This window comes from Paenibacillus sp. FSL H8-0537 (assembly GCF_038051995.1).
Classification (GTDB): Bacteria; Bacillota; Bacilli; order Paenibacillales; family Paenibacillaceae; genus Pristimantibacillus.
Genome location: NZ_CP150290.1, coordinates 3,947,391 through 3,965,284 on the forward strand (window position 1 = coordinate 3,947,391; position 17,894 = coordinate 3,965,284).

Genomic DNA, 17,894 nt, shown 5'->3' on the forward strand with positions numbered 1-17,894 from the left:
CCCGTTCCTCCAGCCTCCTGCCGTATTGCTGCAAGCTTAAACCTTCTTCCGCTGCCTCGAATAAATGTCCACGTACACCGCGAGAATGAGAATGCCGCCTTTGACGATATACTGCCAAAAGGACTCTAAATTCATTAAACTCATGCCGTTGTCCAAGCTCGCCATGACGAGCGCCCCAATAATAGCTCCTACGATGGTTCCGGTACCACCCATCAGGCTTGTTCCCCCGATCACGCATGCCGCAATGGCATCCAGCTCGTAGTTTTGCCCGGAGCTCATCGTTGCCGCATTCAGTCGGGCTGTCAGAACAAGCGCAGCGATCGCAGCTAACGTATTACAGAGAACGAATACCAGCAGAATGCGCCGCTTGATATTGATGCCTGATAGACGCGCTGCCTCGGCATTTCCGCCGATAGCATAGACTTGACGTCCGAACGTCGTATTCTTCGAAATGAACGTGAAAATGAGTGCCAGTACGATGACCATTACGAAGGGAACAGGAATGCCCTTATAGCTGTTCATCAAATACACGAAGCCGATGACAAGCACACCAATGACACCCAAACGCAGCACACTTACCGCAAAGGGCTCGACATCGAACCCGAATTTCGCTCTAGCCGACCGTTTGCGCATGACCAAATAACCAGCCACCGCCAAAGCGGCAATGCCAAAAATCCAGCCAATTAAATCGCCTAAATAAGATTGTCCGATCGCTTTCATGGAAGGCGTCAGCGGAGCAATCGTCACACTTCCTGTCGTCCCAAACAAAATGCCCCGGAAGATAAGCATCCCGCCTAAGGTGACGATAAACGCCGGAACAGCCCGGTAAGCAATGATCCAGCCCTGGATGAAGCCGATTGCAGCACCGATGGCCATAGTGGCTATAATGACCGGAAATGTATTCCATTCGTACCATACATTCAGGATCGCTGCGATGCCCCCGGTCAACCCCACAAGTGAGCCAACAGACAAATCAATCTGACCGGCAACGATAACGAGAACCATCCCGATAGCCAGAATAGACGTTACCGACATTTGCAAAAATAAATTCGAAATATTCGTTGGCGACAAGAAGCGCTCATGCAGCAATGAAAACAACACCCATATGGACAATAGCGCTCCAATCATCGTATAGGCACGGGCATCAAATTTAAACCAATTCGGACGCCGCTTTGTTTTCGTTTGGTTGAATACGGTTTCTTGATTCATGCTCATCGTCCTTTTCCTCCTGTGGCAGCCGTCATGATCATTTCCTGTGTCGCTTCCTCAGCGGCAAACTCCCCCATATACTTGCCCTCCGCAATAACCATAATTCGGTGGCTCATGCCAAGCAGCTCCGGCAGCTCCGAGGATACCATAATGATGGAAACGCCCTGGCCGATCAATTCATTCATAATGCTATATATTTCGAATTTGGCGCCTACGTCAATCCCGCGTGTCGGCTCATCCAAAATCAATATTTTCGGAACCGTCATCAGCCATTTGCCGAGCACCACTTTTTGTTGATTGCCTCCGCTTAATGTGCCTACAATCGTCTCCACCGAGTTCGCCTTCACGCGCAGCGAGCGCAAATATTGATTGCCTGCCGCTATTTCTTCATTCGGGCGAAGAATGCCGCCAGAGGAAATCGCGCCAAGACTCGCTAAGCTCACGTTGCTCTTGATATCCATGCCAAGCACAAGACCATATTTTTTCCGGTCCTCCGATACAAGCGCCAAGCCTGCCTTGATCGCTTGCTGGGTATTTTTGAGCTTGACTGGCTTTCCCTCAATTTCGATCGTCCCTTGGTTTTGACCGCCATAGGAGCCAAACAAGCTCATGACAAGCTCCGTTCTGCCCGCCCCCATCAACCCGGCAATACCTAGAATCTCACCCTTGCGCAGCTCAAAGCTAAGATTGTCAATGACCTTCTTCCCCTGACGCTCGGGATTCATAACGGTATAGTCTGTTACCTTCAACACGACCTCGCCTGGAATCGCCGCCATTCTAGGAAAGCGCTCCTTCAGCTCTCGTCCTACCATAAGCGAAATAACTTTATCCTCGTTGACTTCGGCGATCGGATAGGTGCCCACCGTCTGCCCGTCACGGAGCACCGTTACCGTATCCGCGATTGCAAACACCTCATTAAGCTTATGGGAGATATAAATACAGGTAACGTCCCGTTTCTTGAACTCCCGCAAAATGCCGAGCAGTATCTCGACCTCCTGCTCCGTCAATGCTGCTGTCGGCTCATCTAAAATCAGGATGTTTGCCCGCTTGGACAGTGCTTTGGCGATCTCAATCTGCTGCTGCTTTCCGATCCCGAGCGCACCAATCGGATGCTCCGGATTTACGTCATGCAGGCCAACCTCTTTCAGCCACCGCCCGCTTTCTTTGAACACCCGCTCCCAGTTGATGATGCCAAAGACTGCGGGCTCCTTGCCGAGGAACAAGTTTTCGCCGATCGACAGCTCCTTCACAAGGGCAAGCTCTTGATAGATGATAGCGATGCCCGCTTCTTCCGCATCTTTAATTTTGCCGAAGCGCTTCTCTTCGCCGTTAATCATGATTTGCCCATCGTAGGTGCCATGCGGATAAAGCCCGCTAAGCACCTTCATCAAAGTGGACTTGCCAGCGCCGTTCTCGCCGCATAACGCATGCACCTCGCCTTTTTTCACCGAAAAGGTTACGTCGTTCAACGCCTTAACGCCTGGAAATTGCTTTGTAATGTTGCGCATCTCTAATGCAGCCGTCATCCCTTAAACACCTCCGAAAATAACAAAGAGGGGAGACGCGTCATGTTGCCCATCGCTTCATCCCCTCATTCTTCGTCGCAAGCCTCTATTTCATGTTTTTGTATACATCTTCTTTGGAATGGAAGCCGTCCGCAATCACTGTCGCATCGATATTCGTTTTGTCGACAGCAACGGGATCAAGCAAGACCGAAGGCACATCGATTTTACCATTATTGACCGATTTATCCGCGCCAACGTTCTCGCCTTTGGCAAGCTTCACCGCTAACTCGGCCGCTTTCTCAGCTAAATCCTTGATCGGCTTGTAAACCGTCATCGTTTGTGTGCCTTCAACGATACGCTGTGCTGCCGCAAGCTCGGCGTCTTGGCCGGATACTGGAATTTTGCCAGAGATCCCTTGAGCGGCCAGTGCCTGGATAACACCGCCTGCCGTACCGTCATTTGCCGCAACAACGGCGTCGACTTTATTATCGTTTGCTGTAAGCGCATTCTCCATATTCGTAAGTGCGTTCGCCGGATTCCAATCCTTCGTCCATTGGTCGAAGACAACCTGAATGTCACCGCTGTCAATAAGCGGCTGCAAAATATTAAACGCGCCTTTTTTGAACAAATGAGCATTATTGTCGGTTTCCGAGCCGCCAATGTAAACGAATTTTCCTTTTGGCGCTAGCTTCACGATAGCCTCAGCCTGCATTTCACCTACTTTTTCGTTATCAAATGAGATATACAGATCGAGGTCGGAGTTTTTGATCAAGCGGTCATACGCCAGCACTTTAATGCCTGCAGCATGGGCTTTTTCTACGATAGCAGCGGTAGCTTCCGCATTATGAGGAACAACGACCAGCACGTCGACGCCTTGGCTGATCAAATTTTCCGCTTGCGAGATTTGCTTTGCGTCATCGCTATTCGCTGCCTGTACTTCTACCTTCGCGCCCAGTGCCTCGGCTGCCGCAATGAACAAATCGCGGTCACGCTGCCAGCGTTCCTCTTGAAGCGTATCCAGCGAGAAGCCAATGACCAGCTTTTCATCCCCTGACTTGGCATTGTTCGCCTTCCCGGTCGTTTCTTTCGTGCCTGATCCAGAACCTTCTTTTCCGTTGCCGTTGCCGCCCGAGCAAGCTGACAGAACAAGAATCAAAGCTAATGCAATGGATACAACCCCGCCTCTTGTCAAACGTTTCCCCATTTTCTTCGCTCCCTTATCTCACAAAATGTAATGCTTATATTTTCAAATATAGCATATATTTGGAATAGGCGAGCAAACCACTTCCAGCACTCTTTTGCGATCATCTGCATTTTTTTAAGATGGACTGCCCTCTCATCGCTTACTGCCTATAATCGCCCGCCGGTAATCGGTTGGGGATGTGCCGCACACCTTTTTGAACACCTTGCTGAAATAATTGGGATCGTTATAGCCCACTTCAAACGTGATCTCCTTTAAGCTGCGTTCCGGGTCAGCCATCAGCTTCTTCGCTTTCTCAATTCTGCACTCGGTGAGAAAATCGATATAGTTGATGCCCTCCTGATCCTTGAACATTTTACTCATATAAAAGGGACTCAGCCCTATTCGATTCGCCATCATCTCCAGTGAAATCTCTTTCTCGGAATGTTCTATAATGTACTGCTTCATTCGACCTACCGCATCGGGCTGTACATTTGCTTGATGGACTTCAAGCGTAGACATCATCTTGCTGAGCAAACCCTCGGTTTCGGCGCGCAGCTGCTGATACTGCCGTACTTGAAAGGAAAATAACGGCTTCTCAATCTCAATTCCCATTTCCATAGCCACACGGGCGATGAGCCATAACCGCTCCAGTACATATTGCCCCGTTTCCGTCAGGGAGGCCTGATTCTGGTCACAGCGGTCAATTAAGCCCATAATCATTTTCCGCACCTCCGGCCACTGCCCTAAACGAATTCGGTCGACGAACTGCCTCTCTGTTTCTTTGTCCTGATAACCGCTTCCGAAAGTGTCTTCCCTATCCATCTCTCCATAAAATTGATGCTTGGCGGGCTGCTTCGTATTGGCGCTTGCAAGCAGTGCTTCCTGGTAGGATAACCGAACATTGCCAAGTCCCGCGTAGCAGTTGCCTATGCCTATGAAAAAGTCTCCACCAGCGGAACGCTGCAGCAGAAGAAGCTGCTGCACGAGCGATGCCGCCTGCGCGCGGAATGTTTTGGCCGCCTCGCGGAACACGATAATCGGAATTTGACGGCCCGACATGGCCCCTACCCAGCCTTTTCCTACCTCTCTCACCTTTGCTTTCAATGTGCTATAGAGCGCTTCTGCCGCTCCTTCGCTGGGCAGCATCAAGAGCATGACGAATGCCTCACTTGTAATCTCTCCTCCTAGAAGCTGAAGCATGTCATCAATATGTACTTCATGGATATGGTCGAACAGCAGCTGCATTACAACATCCGATTCCACTAGCGGCATCATCTTCCGCAGCTTCTCCTCGTCAAGCAAACGCTGCTCCAGTATGGTTTTTTCCTGCAGAATTTCATCGATAACCTTGCCGATAACGGCTATAATTTCACTCGCCTTGCTAGGCTTGAGCAAATAATCCTTAACCCCCAGCTTAATCGCCTTACAGGCATAATCAAATGTGTCGTATGCCGTTACCATAATAAATTTTGCATCTGGCAAAAAGACCGATATCCGCTCAATGGCTTCAATTCCGTTTACGCCTGGCATTTTAATATCCATCAGAATAAGGTCCGGCTGCCACTCGCTTGCCAGCTCAATCGCTTTTGCGCCATTTCTCGCTTGCTTAAATTCACAGGTAGGAAAGCCCTTGTGCAAAATCGCCTGCAAGCCTTCGCGTTCTACCTGTTCGTCATCCACAATTAATAGTTTAAGCATGCTAGCCTTCGCTCCCCGCCAATGGTATTTTTATCGTTACCTTGGTTCCGCAGCCGGGTTCACTGTCAATGGAAATGACATCCTCAGCGCCGACGAACAGCCGCAGCCGCTTAACCACGTTGCTGAAGCCTATTCCCGTAGAGTGCCCCAGACCATCGGCGTTGCCGCCCTCCATCAAAATATGGTTCACCTTCTCAGCCGTCATGCCAGCTCCGTCATCCTCAATTTCAATCCAAACGCATTGCCCTCTTTCATAAATGCGAAGCGTTATGCTCCCCCCATCCTCAAGCGGCTCTACGGCATGAATTACCGCGTTTTCAATAATGGGCTGAAGCGTAAGGCAGGGAAGCTTGAGCTGAAGGCAGCTCTCATCGACCTCCTGCTCAAATCGAAGCCGATCGGTGAAGCGCGCACTTTGAATCTCGATATATTTCAAAGCAACCGACAGTTCTTCCTCAAGCGTTACCGCCCGGTCCAGACGGCGCAAATTATAGCGCAGTAAGCCAGCGACGCTTGCAATTAAATCGCTTGTTTCTTCAGAACCATCGAGATAAGCTTTCTTAGAGAGGGTATCTAGGGTGTTAAACAAGAAGTGGGGGTTAATCTGGCTTTGCAGGCTGATCAGCTGGCTTTCCTTCAGGAGCAGCTTGCTTTGCTGCAGCTCACTCTCAAGCTGAGCCTTCTGTTGAATCTCGGAGATTAAATTGTTGATATTTACGCGCATACGGTCAAACGTCTTCGCGAGGAATGAAATTTCGTCGTTGGAGTGTACTTCAATCGGTTTGTCGAATCGCCCGCGCGATAGCTCCTTGGCGGCCACCGTCAGCTTCTGAATCGGCCGGGTAATGCTGAGGGAAAACCAGTAGGTAAACAGCAATAATATAATCGTAATTAAGGAGAGCAGCCAAGCGCCAAGCCGTTTTAGCTCTGTGCTTTGCTCAATAATGCCGCGGTAAAACGCATCGTACGTCCGCACCTCTTTGTCAATCAGGGTAATCGTCGTCTCGGCAATATATTTGTCAATGCGGGTTGCCTCCTCGAACTTCTCAGACGATTGCTCCGCGTTTCCTTGTCCGAGAAACATAACCGTCAAATCCGCTGAAGCGATCAGGCTATCAATCATATTGATATAGCTCGTCAGGGTAAAAGCGTTGTCTTTATTACGCAGCGTGACCGTCTGCAGCTTTGCCATCAGCATGTTTTTTTTGTTCTGGTCAAGCTTGCTCAGCTTAAACGCAGATGGCTTTTGCATATAGTCATTTAAAGCAATAATCGTCTGGTGGCTGTGATCAGTTACTTCATTCATGCGCAAATAGCGCTGAAGAATATCATTATATTGCGCTTGTGTTTTCTGATTATAGTAAGTGAGCACGACCCAAATCAAAACCATAATGGACAGTACAATAACCGACATTGTCAAAATTTTTCGCTGTATGCTGTTCATCGTGTTTCCCCTGCCCGCAGTACCTTGATGTCCGTAAAATAACCGTCAGGGTTTAGCGGCACCTGCTCGCCAGTCAGCCACTTGATCATATGGGTGACGCTTTCCTCTCCCATCGCCTCCGGGGACTGTGCGATTAACGCATCAATTTTGCCCTGCTGCATCAAGGTCAACGTTTCTGGCGAATCATCGAAAGAATAGATGTAAAATGGCTCGACCTGCTTCCGTTTGCTAATTTCCTGAATAATAGAGCCTGCATGATTCGCAGACACGGCAACAAAGGCATCCACGTTAGGAGCCTCGTTCAGCAGCTTATTCGTAGCGCTGGCCACATCCACACGCGAATCGCCTGCCGCAACGATCAGCGTTTCGATCTGGGGATACGGCTTCAGCACATTTAAAATGCCCGTCAGGCGCGAGCGCTGGAAATATTCCTGACGGTCCGAGACCATCAGCACCACTCTGCCCGCGAAGCCCATATCCGACACCAGCTGGCGCGCGATCATGCTGCCTGCTTCCAAATGATCAGAGCCGACATAGGTCCGGCGCAGGCTCTCATTCATCGGAACATCGTTTGCGACGGTAATAATCGGAATGCCGCTGCTTGCGGCCTTCACCTTGGTCAAGCTTTTGAATTCATCCGTATCCAGTCCCTGCACAATAATGCCATCTACCTTCGATACAATTGCAACCTCAATATTTTTCAGAAAATCATCGCGATTCGAGCCGTAGGTGCCCCATACCTCCAAGCTTGCACCATAGCGCTCGGCTGCTGCCATAGCCCCATTCTCCACCTTCGCCCAAAACGGAGTATCCAGCTCGCTTGTAATGAGTACGAGCCGGTAGCTGTTATGCTGCTCCGATGTAAGCGCAGGCTCAATTAAATTGGAGGAGAACACCTTTATCATCGAGGTTAGCGTGAAAAACAAAATAATCAAACATCCAGCAAACAAGCTGACGAACATCGATTTGCGCAAGCCCCTGGCCCCCTGCCCGCATAATAACGCATCCATTTTGATAACGTTTTCATACTTAAATCATAATGAATGCCGCGCTTGCTGTCCAGCCGATTATACGTAATGGGGAGAGGAAGGTGTTTGAGCGTCCTTCTGGACTGATTTTTCCGAAATAGATCTACTTTTTCAGACTGTCGAGAAAAAGACTTTCTAACTTACTCATGCCACCAAACTGGGAGTAAACTGACGATTTTTATCTTCAGCTTTCACCTTCTGCAAAGCAAACAAATTTCTTTTAGATATTTGTTTTTTTGAATTTAGAAGAGTACCATCCAAATCCAATACGATTCACTTAGGCTTCATAGGTCCTCTCTATTCACCTTAGGCACCTTCAGCTAATTGGCAATAGTTGAATTGATATTTTCGATTATATAGCTATACAATGTAAATATCTTCAATCCACAAACAAAGGAGGCTGCAAGTAAGAACAGAACTAGAAGTTATCGACCAACTATTGCAATTTGCTTATTCGGATGAGAAGGTAAGGGCCGTTATCCTGAATGGATCGCGAGTAAACCCGAATGTGACGAAGGATATCTTTTGCGATTATGATCTAATATTTGTTGTTGCCGAGCCAAGATATTATATGGATCATCAGGATTGGAATGGAACGTTTGGAGAATTGATTATGATGCAGCAGAACGGATATTAAGATGGATGGCGAGGACGAATACATTTTTCTCATGCTGTTTACGGATGGAGTAAGAATCGATCTTTCATTCCGCCGAATTAGGACAGCCGATTGCGGACAAGCTTAACTATGAATATCCTGCCCGCGATCATAATAACGTGCTAGCCTATTTGGAGAGAGTTCGAGCTCTATATTAGTTATTGATATTTTTCAATCTAAAACATTATTTTCTTCTGACAGCCGCCTAGCGTTCGTACTTCAATAGCTAAGCCGTTGTTTTGGCAAATACGATAAAGAACAGCACAAGCTCCAAAAGCACGACCGTCGGCGGCACTACAACGAGCAAGTTCACGCTGAATAAAACAAGCAGCAGCAGCAACAGCAGCGCAATATGCTTCACGGTTGGACGCAAATGCTCAAAGCGGTAGCTGTATAACACGCACATAACCGACAGAAAATAAATGAACACAGAGCCAAAAACAAATCCAAGCATAAAGCCATATTCCAGTTTGTTCAAAAATACCAGCTGAATCGAAGCAGCGATCATGCAAAGCGATAAATAGATAAACAAATGGCCGTAAATAATCGTCTGCCCCGCCGTTCGCTTCGTTTTATCCACATTTTTCTCCATGTTCTCGAAATATTGCCACCAAATCGCAATGACGAGAATAAAGGAAAGTGCAACGAATGCAATAGAAGTAAAGCTCATATCTCCGGCATCCAAAATCGAAAGCAGGCTAACGACCGATTCCCCCAGCAAAATCAGCGTAAACAGCGAAAAACGCTCCAGTAAATGAGGGGTATGGATCGGCGTGACAACGAGATGCTTGCGGCCAATTAACGGAACGATGATGTCCAAAATAATGCCCGCATACAGAATCGCGTAACGCAGCCACGAATCAAAAAACAAGGAACATGACGATACCGCTATCCCCAGCCAAAAATAAGTACCAAAGAATCGTGCGGTTTGCAGCTTATGCAGCACCTCTGAACGTGCCGTCAGCAAATATTGCACGGTCGTTATAATCCGAAGCCCGATATAACCAATAAAAAAGGGCACATAATACGCGTCAAAATCAACATTCAAGCTTGCTGTCATAATAAGGACGAAAAACATTTGCACCACGATAAATAATCGGTGCTTCAGCGTATCCTGTCCAAAACGATTGTTGTACATCGTCTGTCCAACCCATGCCCACCAAATCGGCACAAAAATCAAGATGAATTTGGATAAATGCTCCCAAGTAATGCTGCTATGCTCGACATGAAGCAGCACATGTGTGGCCTTGGAGACAGCCGCGACAAACAATAAATCATAAAACAGCTCCAGCCACGTTACTTTTTTTTCCGGCATCATCGCTATGACGTGCTCCTCTCTTTTCATACGTCCAATTGCATTCTCTATCTCTACATCAACTCAATTATTATAAGCATCAGCCGCTCAATAGGCAATATACGAAATAAGGCCTGGAGCCAATGCCCCAGACCTTATTTCCTATCTATCGTTTTGAGAAAAATAGAGCAACTGGCAAGCGTATGATTCGCCTTTCCTAAGCTCGCCTGCTATAGCCTGCAGCGGAGCCTCTAGTCGTGGAAATTAAGCCCCGACGTCGTAGCCTTCACATAACCATTGCGAATGACGAAATCGCCGAAATGCTCGCCCTGCTCGCGCTCTTTCGCGAAGCGGTTAATAATAGGCGTCAGCGTGCTGATGATTTCCGTTTCGTCAATATTTTCCTTGTACATCTTGTTCAAACGGTCGCCGTTGAAGCTTGCTCCCAAATACATATTATATTTGCCTGGCGATTTTCCGATAAATGAAATTTCACCCAGCGCTGGGCGGCCACAGCCGTTCGGGCAGCCTGTCATGCGAATAACGATGGACTCGTCACGCAGACCAGCTTCATCCATGACCACATCCAGCTTGTCGATCAAAATCGGCAAATACCGTTCCGCTTCCGCCATCGCAAGGCCACAGGTAGGCAGCGCTACGCAGGAAATCGAGCTGCGGCGCAAAGCAGAATAATGCAGGCCATCTGTCAGCTTATATTGCTCGATCAGCTCCAAAATTTTGCGTTTTTTCTGCGTCGTAATATTGGCAATAACGAGGTTCTGGTTCGGCGAAAGGCGGAAGTCTCCAGTATGGATCTTCGCAATTTCACGGAGGCCCGTCATCAGCTTGTAGTCGCCTTCATCTTGAATCCGCCCGCTTTGAATGTACAGCGTCAGGTTCCATTTGCCGTTTGTGCCTTTAAGCCAGCCATAGCGGTCGCCATTGCTGTCGAAGTGGAATTCGCGCGGCGCTTCCAGCTTCCAGCCCATTCTTTTGTGCAGCTCGTCAACAAACCAGTCCAGACCGTGGCGGTCAATCGTGTATTTGAAACGGGCATTTTTACGAACAGAGCGATTGCCATAATCGCGTTGAATCATAACTGTTTTCTCGGCAACGTCAATCGTTTGCTCAGGCGTACAGAAGCCAATAACGCGGCCAAGCTGCGGATAGGTCGCCGTATCGCCATGCGTCATGCCCATGCCGCCGCCAACGGTTACGTTGAAGCCGACGAGCTTGCCCTTTTCCAAAATCGCAATGTAGCCCAGATCCTGAGAATAAACATCTACATCGTTGGATGGCGGAACGGCCATCCCGATTTTGAATTTACGCGGCAAGTAAACCGGTCCATAGATCGGTTCCACTTCGCCAGCAGCTTCCGAGCTTTCTACCTTCTCGCCATCCAGCCAAATTTCATGATACGCAGGTGTGCGCGGCGCGAGGTGATTGTTAATAAGTCTTGCCCACTCATTCACTTGCTCATGAGCCTCAGACAAATGCGGGTTAGGATTGCTCATCACATTACGATTAACATCGCCACAGGCAGCAAGCGTCGTCATGAGCTTGTCGTTGATCGTACGGATCGTCTTTTTCAAATTCCATTTCAACACGCCGTGCATTTGGAAAGCCTGACGAGTCGTCAGACGCAGCGTTCCGTTCCCGTACTTATGGGCCAGTTCGTCCATCGCCAGCCATTGCTCGGATGTCGCTACACCACCAGGCACAACGACGCGGAGCATGAACTGGTATGCAGCCTCCAGCTTCTGCTTCTCGCGCTCATTGCGCAGATCCCGGTCATCCTGCATATAGCTGCCGTGGAATTTCATCAAGCGGTTGTCGTCCTCCGGCAAGCTTCCTGTAACCGGATTGCGAAGCGTCTCAACGAGTGCTCCACGCAAGTAATTGCTCTCTATTTTAATATGTTCAACATCGCTCGGCGGGCCGCCGATAGGCTTTACGATTTGATCATTTGCCATTGCTGCTTTCTCCTCTCACACTCGCTTTAAGTCGGTTTAGTACACATCGCGCTGGTAGCGCTGCTGCTGCTGCATGTCGGCGAGATAAGCCTCTGCTTTCTCGCGGCTAATGCCGCCTTCCTGCTCAATGACCGTAATGAGTGCGGAATGCACATCATGTGCCATATGCTTTTCGTCGCCGCACACATATACATGGGCGCCGGCTTGCAGCCATTCATACAGCTCCTTGCCTTGCTCCAGAATACGGTGTTGTACATACACCTTCTCTTCCGAGTCGCGTGAGAACGCAACGTCCAGCTTCGTCAGAACGCCGTCCTTCAGCATGCGCTGCCAGTCCGTTTGATACAGGAAGTCCGTTACGAAATGGCGGTCGCCATAAAATAACCATGATTTCCCTTCCACTCCCGTTTCCTCGCGCTCCTCCATGAATGCCCGGAAAGGTGCTACGCCTGTGCCTGGACCGATCATAATAACCGGGGTTTCCGCGCTTGCCGGCAGCTTGAAATTCGGGTTGTTCTGAATATAAATCGGCACGGTATCGCCTGGCTCCAGACGCTCTGCCGTATGAATCGAGCAAACGCCATAACGCTCGCGGCCATTTGCTTCATAACGCACGGCGCGAATCGTCAAATGCACCTCGTCCGGGTTGGCCTGGAAACTGCTCGCAATGGAATAAAGACGTGCTGGCAGCTTGCGCAAAATACCGACAAATGCAGCAGGCGACCAGTTCCAAGGCGCAAAATCCTGCACCAGATCAAGCAAATCGCGGCCGTTGATGTAATCCTTCAACTCTTTCTCCTTGCCGGGCGCTGCAAGCTCTTGAAGCCCGCTATTTGCCGAAAGCTTCGCAGCCTGCTCCAGCAGCGGCTTCGTCAATACTGTAATTTCATAATGCTTCAGAAGCGCTTCGCTCAGCGAGCCTTCTTCGCCTTTTTTGTTAAATGGAACCTTCTCATCCGCGCTCCAGCCCAAAGCCTGAATCAGCTCGTCTACAAGCTTCGGATGATTTTCTGGAAAAAGACCCAGACAATCGCCCGGCTCATATTGCAGGCTCGATCCGTCAAGCGACAGCTCCAGATGGCGCGTCTCGCGGTCTGAACCGCGACCGTTCAAATTAATGTTCGCCAGCACTTCCGCATGAAACGGATTTGTACGCGAATATTCGGATTCAGTCGAGCTAACCGAAGCCGTTGTGGATACAGCTGCTGGCTGTGCAGCTGCCGATCCATTCAAACGCTCGTTTAGCGCTGCCGCAACTTGATTGAACCACTCTGCTGCCGGCTCATCATAATCCAAGTCGCAATCGATACGCGGCGTCAGGCGCTTGCCGCCCAATTCCTCAAGACGAACGTCGAAATCTTTACCCGTCTGGCAGAAAAATTCATACGAAGTATCACCGAGCGACAGAACGGAGAAATACAATTCATCCAGCTGCGGCGCTCTTTTGCTATATAAGAACTCATGGAAGGAGATTGCATTATCCGGCGGTTCGCCTTCTCCATGGGTACTTGCAATAATCAATAAATTTTCAACCTTCTTCAAGCCATTAGGCTTGAATTTGTTCATTGCGGACAATGTAACCTGGAAGCCGTTTGCCTCAAGCTTGCTTGCAAGCTTGCCGGACAGCCGCTGGCTGTTGCCTGTCTGTGATCCAAATAAAATCGTCACTTCTCGCGAGCCTGCTGGCTGAGCGGGTGCTGACAGCGCTTCACCTTCTACAGCAAGTGCTGCGCTTAATTGCGGCTCTGCACTAATAGGGGCAAAAGCTGCTGTGCTCTGAACTGCGGACAAATATCCGCATAACCATATATGCTGCGATTCCGTCAAAGTTGGCAGAAGGCGGTTAAGAAGCTCAACCTGCTCCTGATTAAAAGGACTGTTCGTCACCTGAAGTTGCAACAAAATCCACCTCTCATAAACATGAAATCATACTGTTTTAAAATATAGGAAAGGATATGATTTTCTCATCCTTTCTCTATATTTCTCGGACTGAAACGCGCCGCGCCGCCAAAGGACGGCTTTCGGCCGTTTCACCTTGTAAACTGCGCTTACACACTTTAGTCCATCATTAATATTCAAACTAACATATTAAGTGCAATCGGGCAATGCGCACATTTCCACCTAATTTTTCCCAAAAAGTCGATTCAGAAGCAAAATGCGGCTAAATCCGAGTGAAATGGGGGTATTTTACCCTGATTTAGCCTTATAAATTAAGAATTATGATGATTTCCATTAGAAAAAGTGATAGACGATTATGATGTTTTTTTCACAAAAAAAACCACGCTTCTCGCAGAAGCGTGGTGGGAGGGCCTTAGCCGGTCACTCTTTATGAAATTAGCCGCCGATATGGGACATTTCGATTTTTGCTGGCGACTGGGTACGGGTAGCCCGTTCCTCCGAATAACGATCATCGCGATTCGTCCAAATGCGGGCGATGGATTCGCGAATCGACTCATCCGTTTCGTCACCGCGCAGCAGCTCCATTAAATTATAGCCCTTCGAGGCGAACAGGCAGGTATACAGCTTGCCTTCCGCGGAAATGCGTGCCCGTGTACAGCTACTGCAAAAGGCGTCGCTTACGGAGGAAATAAAACCGATTTCCCCCGATCCATCCAGATAGCGGTAGCGTGAAGCAACCTCGCCTGCATAATGGGCTTCCACCGGCTCAAGCGGCAGGTGCTCTTCCAGAAGCTGCAAAATCTGCTTGCTTGAAAAAACGTGATCCCACTTCCAGCCATTTGAATTGCCCACATCCATATATTCAATGAACCGAAGAATATGCCCCTTTTCGCGAAAATAAGCTGCCATCGGCCATATATCCTGATCATTGGTGCCCTTCTGGACAACCATATTGACTTTGACTGGCATGCCTGCCGCAGAAGCCGCTTCAATGCCATCCAGCACGGCCTGTACGCCGCTGCGGTTTCCGTTCATTAGCCGGAACCGCTCGTCATTCAGCGAATCCAGACTGACCGTTACCCGCCGCATTCCAGCTTCTGCAAGTGCAGCAGCCGATTTGGGCAGCAGAACCCCGTTGGTCGTGAGTGCAATATCCTCAACGCCCGGGATTGCATTCAAGCGCTTGATCAGCGTTGGCAAATCTTTTCTAAGCAACGGCTCTCCGCCAGTAATTCTAAGCTTCTTGACACCCAATGATACAAAAATCGTTACGAGCCGTTCTATCTCATCAAAGCTGAGCACCTTGTCCTCAGGCAAAAACGGATAGTCCTTGCCGAAAATTTCGGCCGGCATACAATAACGGCAGCGGAAATTACAACGGTCGGTAACAGATAAACGCAGGTCCCGCAGACCACGGTTCAATTGATCCTTTATTGAATGCTCCAAGCTCCTCACCTCAGGTTATACAAAAGAGAATATTGTTAAATCATAGCTTCATACTTTACACTATGGTAAATAGCGAACAAGTTCCTTACATTATGAATAGAGGTCAAGTATTTGTCAATGTTCCTAACATCAACGAATTATGGAAAGCAAGGTGAACGAGGATGAACCTGGAAGCTATTGTACTTGCAGGAGGAGAAAGCCGCCGCATGCAGCAGCGTAAAGAATTGCTCGTTATTAATGGCAAGCCTGTTATTCAAATCATAACCGAGCAGCTAAGTGTTCTAACAGACCGCATTTCTATCATTACTAATGAGCCTGAATTATATCCCTTCCTTGCTCCCTCTATTACATTTAAGCCTGATATCTTTCCAAGTCTTGGCCCGATTGCCGGACTGCATGCCGGAATGAGCGATCAGGAACCGGACACGGTTTACGTTGTCGCGGCCTGTGACTATCCACTGCTCACCGCTGCGCCTTTTATTGAAATGCTGGCGCTGCTTGGCAGCCATCCAGCCAAAGATGCTGTCATCCCGATCATCGAGGAGCGAAGCCATCCTTTGTTTGCCATCTTCCATGGACGAACGCTGGGCAAATGGGCCGCCGCGCTGTATAGCCGAAATCTGAAGGTCATGGATGTGTTCCCCCAGCTGTCCATCATTCCTTACAAGCCTGACAATCCGGCGATTGCCAAGCAGTTCATTAATATGAATACGCCGGAGGATTATCAGGCCATTCTATCTAGCGTAAACGGCCTTTCGCCGTAATGGCTAGACCGTGCTGTATTGGGCTTGATGCAGCTTGCTGTAAATGCCTCCTGCCGCAACCAGCTCTTGGTGCCTTCCTTGCTCGGCTATGCCGCTCTCGTCGACGACAATGATGCGATCCGCATTTTTGATCGTCGTCAGGCGGTGGGCAATGACTAGCGTCGTTCTGCCTACGGACAGGTCGGACAGCGATTTTTGAATCGCGACTTCCGTCTCCGTATCCAGTGCCGAGGTCGCTTCATCGAGGATGAGAATCGGCGGATTTTTCAAAAACATTCGAGCAATCGACAGGCGCTGCTTCTGTCCACCCGAAAGCTTGACGCCGCGCTCTCCAATAATGGTATCCAGCCCTTCAGGCATTTTTCTGATCAAATCTTCAAGCGATGCCCGGCGCGCCGCCTCCCATATTTCGTCCTCTGTTGCCTTCAAGTTTCCATAAGCAATATTTTCGCGAATGGAGCCCGAGAACAGGAACACATCCTGCTGCACGATTCCAATATTTTTGCGCAGCGATTCCAGCTTAATGTCCCGAATATCTTTACCATCTACCGTAATACTGCCCGCAAGCACATCATAAAACCTTGGCAACAGGCTGCAAATCGTCGTTTTCCCTGCGCCAGACGGCCCGACAAATGCCACAGTCTCTCCAGCGTTAATATCCAAATTGATTTTCTGCAAAATCATATTGTTCGTTTCATAACCAAAGCTCACGTCATGAAAACGGACATTACCGACGACTTTTTTGAGCTCTGTCGCATTTGGCCGATCTTCAATATCAGGTTCTGTATCAATGATTTCTGTGTAACGTCTGAAGCCGGCGATGCCTTTTGGATAGCTTTCGATGACCGCGTTGATTTTCTCAATCGGGCGGAAGAAAATGTTCGAAAGCAAAATGAACGCCATAAATTCACCCATATCCAGCTTGCCCTGAATAAAGAAGTAAGCGCCGCAAATCATGACAAAAATCGTAACGAGACGCATCATCATATAGCTGACAGAAATGCTTTTCGCCATCGTTTTGTAAGCGAGCAGCTTCGTCAGGCGGAAATTTTGGTTGTCTACGGAAAACAGCTTTTTCTCATGCTCTTCGTTCGCAAACGATTGAACGACGCGAATGCCGCCGACATTGTCTTCAATACGGGCATTAAAATTGCCGACATCGCCGAACAATCGACGGTACGTTTTGCTCATTTTGCCGCCGAAGACGATAATCAGCCAAGCCATAACCGGAATAATGATGAAGGTTATAAGTGCAAGCTCGAGGTTAATGTAGGCCATTAGCGAGAAGGAGCCGATAAGCGTCATAACCGCAATAAATACATCCTCTGGTCCGTGATGCGCGACTTCGCCAATATCATTCAGGTCATTCGTAATGCGGCCGATCAAATGCCCCGTTTTGTGATTGTCGAAGAAGCGGAAGCTGAGCTTTTGGATATGGTCGAACATTTTGCGCCGCATATCCGTTTCAATGTTAATGCCTAGCATATGCCCCCAGTAGGTTACGACATAATTCAGCGCCGTATTGAGCGCATAAACGGCAAGCAGCCCCGCACAGGCAGCAACGATCAGCGTCCAATTCTGGCTGGGAAGCAAATCGTTAATAAATTGACTGACCGCAAGCGGAAAAGCCAGCTCCAGCAATCCGGCAAGAATGGCGCAGCCGAAATCAAGAAAGAACAGCCCCTTATAGGGACGATAATACGAAAAAAATCGACGCAGCATTTCAAAATCACTCTCTCATCTCTAGATTAGGTTCACAAGCGTATTCCTGCTAATCCGAATCATCCCCATCAACC

General features: G+C 48.8%; 14 protein-coding genes. 2 read left to right on the forward strand and 12 right to left on the reverse strand.

All coding sequences use genetic code 11. From position 1 onward, the window contains the following. Positions 1–36: 36 nt before the first annotated feature. The 7 genes from MHB80_RS16590 to MHB80_RS16620 form a co-directional block, all read right to left on the reverse strand. Positions 37–1,209, reverse strand: coding sequence for a sugar ABC transporter permease (locus tag MHB80_RS16590; RefSeq protein ID WP_341283003.1), 1,173 nt, complete (start codon positions 1,207–1,209; stop codon positions 37–39). A gap of 2 nt (positions 1,210–1,211) precedes the next feature. Further along, positions 1,212–2,735: a xylose ABC transporter ATP-binding protein gene (locus MHB80_RS16595; RefSeq protein ID WP_341278033.1), complete on the reverse strand. Its 1,524-nt coding sequence runs from the start codon at positions 2,733–2,735 to the stop codon at positions 1,212–1,214. 85 nt (positions 2,736–2,820) lie between these two features. Beyond that, complete coding sequence (xylF, locus tag MHB80_RS16600; RefSeq protein WP_341278034.1) at positions 2,821–3,918, reverse strand: D-xylose ABC transporter substrate-binding protein; 1,098 nt, start codon at positions 3,916–3,918, stop codon at positions 2,821–2,823. 132 nt (positions 3,919–4,050) lie between these two features. After that, positions 4,051–5,595 carry a response regulator gene (locus tag MHB80_RS16605; protein WP_341278035.1) on the reverse strand — a complete coding sequence of 515 codons (1,545 nt, stop codon included), beginning with the start codon at positions 5,593–5,595 and terminating at the stop codon, positions 4,051–4,053. Position 5,596: 1 nt separating this feature from the next. Next, positions 5,597–7,039: a histidine kinase gene (locus MHB80_RS16610; protein ID WP_341278036.1), complete on the reverse strand. Its 1,443-nt coding sequence runs from the start codon at positions 7,037–7,039 to the stop codon at positions 5,597–5,599. Then, positions 7,036–8,013, reverse strand: coding sequence for a substrate-binding domain-containing protein (locus MHB80_RS16615; RefSeq protein WP_341278037.1), 978 nt, complete (start codon positions 8,011–8,013; stop codon positions 7,036–7,038). Before MHB80_RS16615 ends, MHB80_RS16610 begins: the two co-directional genes overlap by 4 nt. A 198-nt stretch (positions 8,014–8,211) precedes the next feature. After that, complete coding sequence (locus tag MHB80_RS16620; protein ID WP_341278038.1) at positions 8,212–8,334, reverse strand: HAD hydrolase family protein; 123 nt, start codon at positions 8,332–8,334, stop codon at positions 8,212–8,214. 172 nt (positions 8,335–8,506) lie between these two features. On the opposite strand from MHB80_RS16620, the gene MHB80_RS16625 reads away from it, so the two are divergent. Next, a complete protein-coding gene (locus MHB80_RS16625) occupies positions 8,507–8,704 on the forward strand; it encodes an aminoglycoside 6-adenylyltransferase (RefSeq protein ID WP_341278039.1) in 198 nt (65 codons plus the stop codon). A 244-nt stretch (positions 8,705–8,948) separates the two neighbouring features. Here MHB80_RS16625 and MHB80_RS16630 read toward each other — a convergent pair whose 3' ends face one another. From MHB80_RS16630 to moaA, 4 genes are all read right to left on the reverse strand, one after another. Next, entirely contained in the window at positions 8,949–10,037 is a 1,089-nt protein-coding gene (locus tag MHB80_RS16630; protein WP_341283004.1) for a low temperature requirement protein A, read from the reverse strand. A 230-nt stretch (positions 10,038–10,267) separates the two neighbouring features. Beyond that, positions 10,268–11,989, reverse strand: coding sequence for an assimilatory sulfite reductase (NADPH) hemoprotein subunit (gene cysI / locus MHB80_RS16635; RefSeq protein ID WP_341278040.1), 1,722 nt, complete (start codon positions 11,987–11,989; stop codon positions 10,268–10,270). A 36-nt stretch (positions 11,990–12,025) separates the two neighbouring features. Further along, positions 12,026–13,888: an assimilatory sulfite reductase (NADPH) flavoprotein subunit gene (locus MHB80_RS16640; RefSeq protein WP_341283005.1), complete on the reverse strand. Its 1,863-nt coding sequence runs from the start codon at positions 13,886–13,888 to the stop codon at positions 12,026–12,028. A 435-nt stretch (positions 13,889–14,323) separates the two neighbouring features. After that, complete coding sequence (gene moaA, locus MHB80_RS16645) at positions 14,324–15,334, reverse strand: GTP 3',8-cyclase MoaA (protein ID WP_341278041.1); 1,011 nt, start codon at positions 15,332–15,334, stop codon at positions 14,324–14,326. A gap of 161 nt (positions 15,335–15,495) precedes the next feature. Here moaA and MHB80_RS16650 point away from each other — a divergent pair, with 161 nt between their 5' ends. Next, positions 15,496–16,098 carry a molybdenum cofactor guanylyltransferase gene (locus MHB80_RS16650; protein ID WP_341278042.1) on the forward strand — a complete coding sequence of 201 codons (603 nt, stop codon included), beginning with the start codon at positions 15,496–15,498 and terminating at the stop codon, positions 16,096–16,098. Positions 16,099–16,101: 3 nt separating this feature from the next. Here the strand turns inward: MHB80_RS16650 and MHB80_RS16655 are convergent, their stop codons facing one another. Then, positions 16,102–17,820, reverse strand: coding sequence for an ABC transporter ATP-binding protein (locus MHB80_RS16655; RefSeq protein WP_341278043.1), 1,719 nt, complete (start codon positions 17,818–17,820; stop codon positions 16,102–16,104). Between the last annotated feature and the right edge of the window lie 74 nt (positions 17,821–17,894).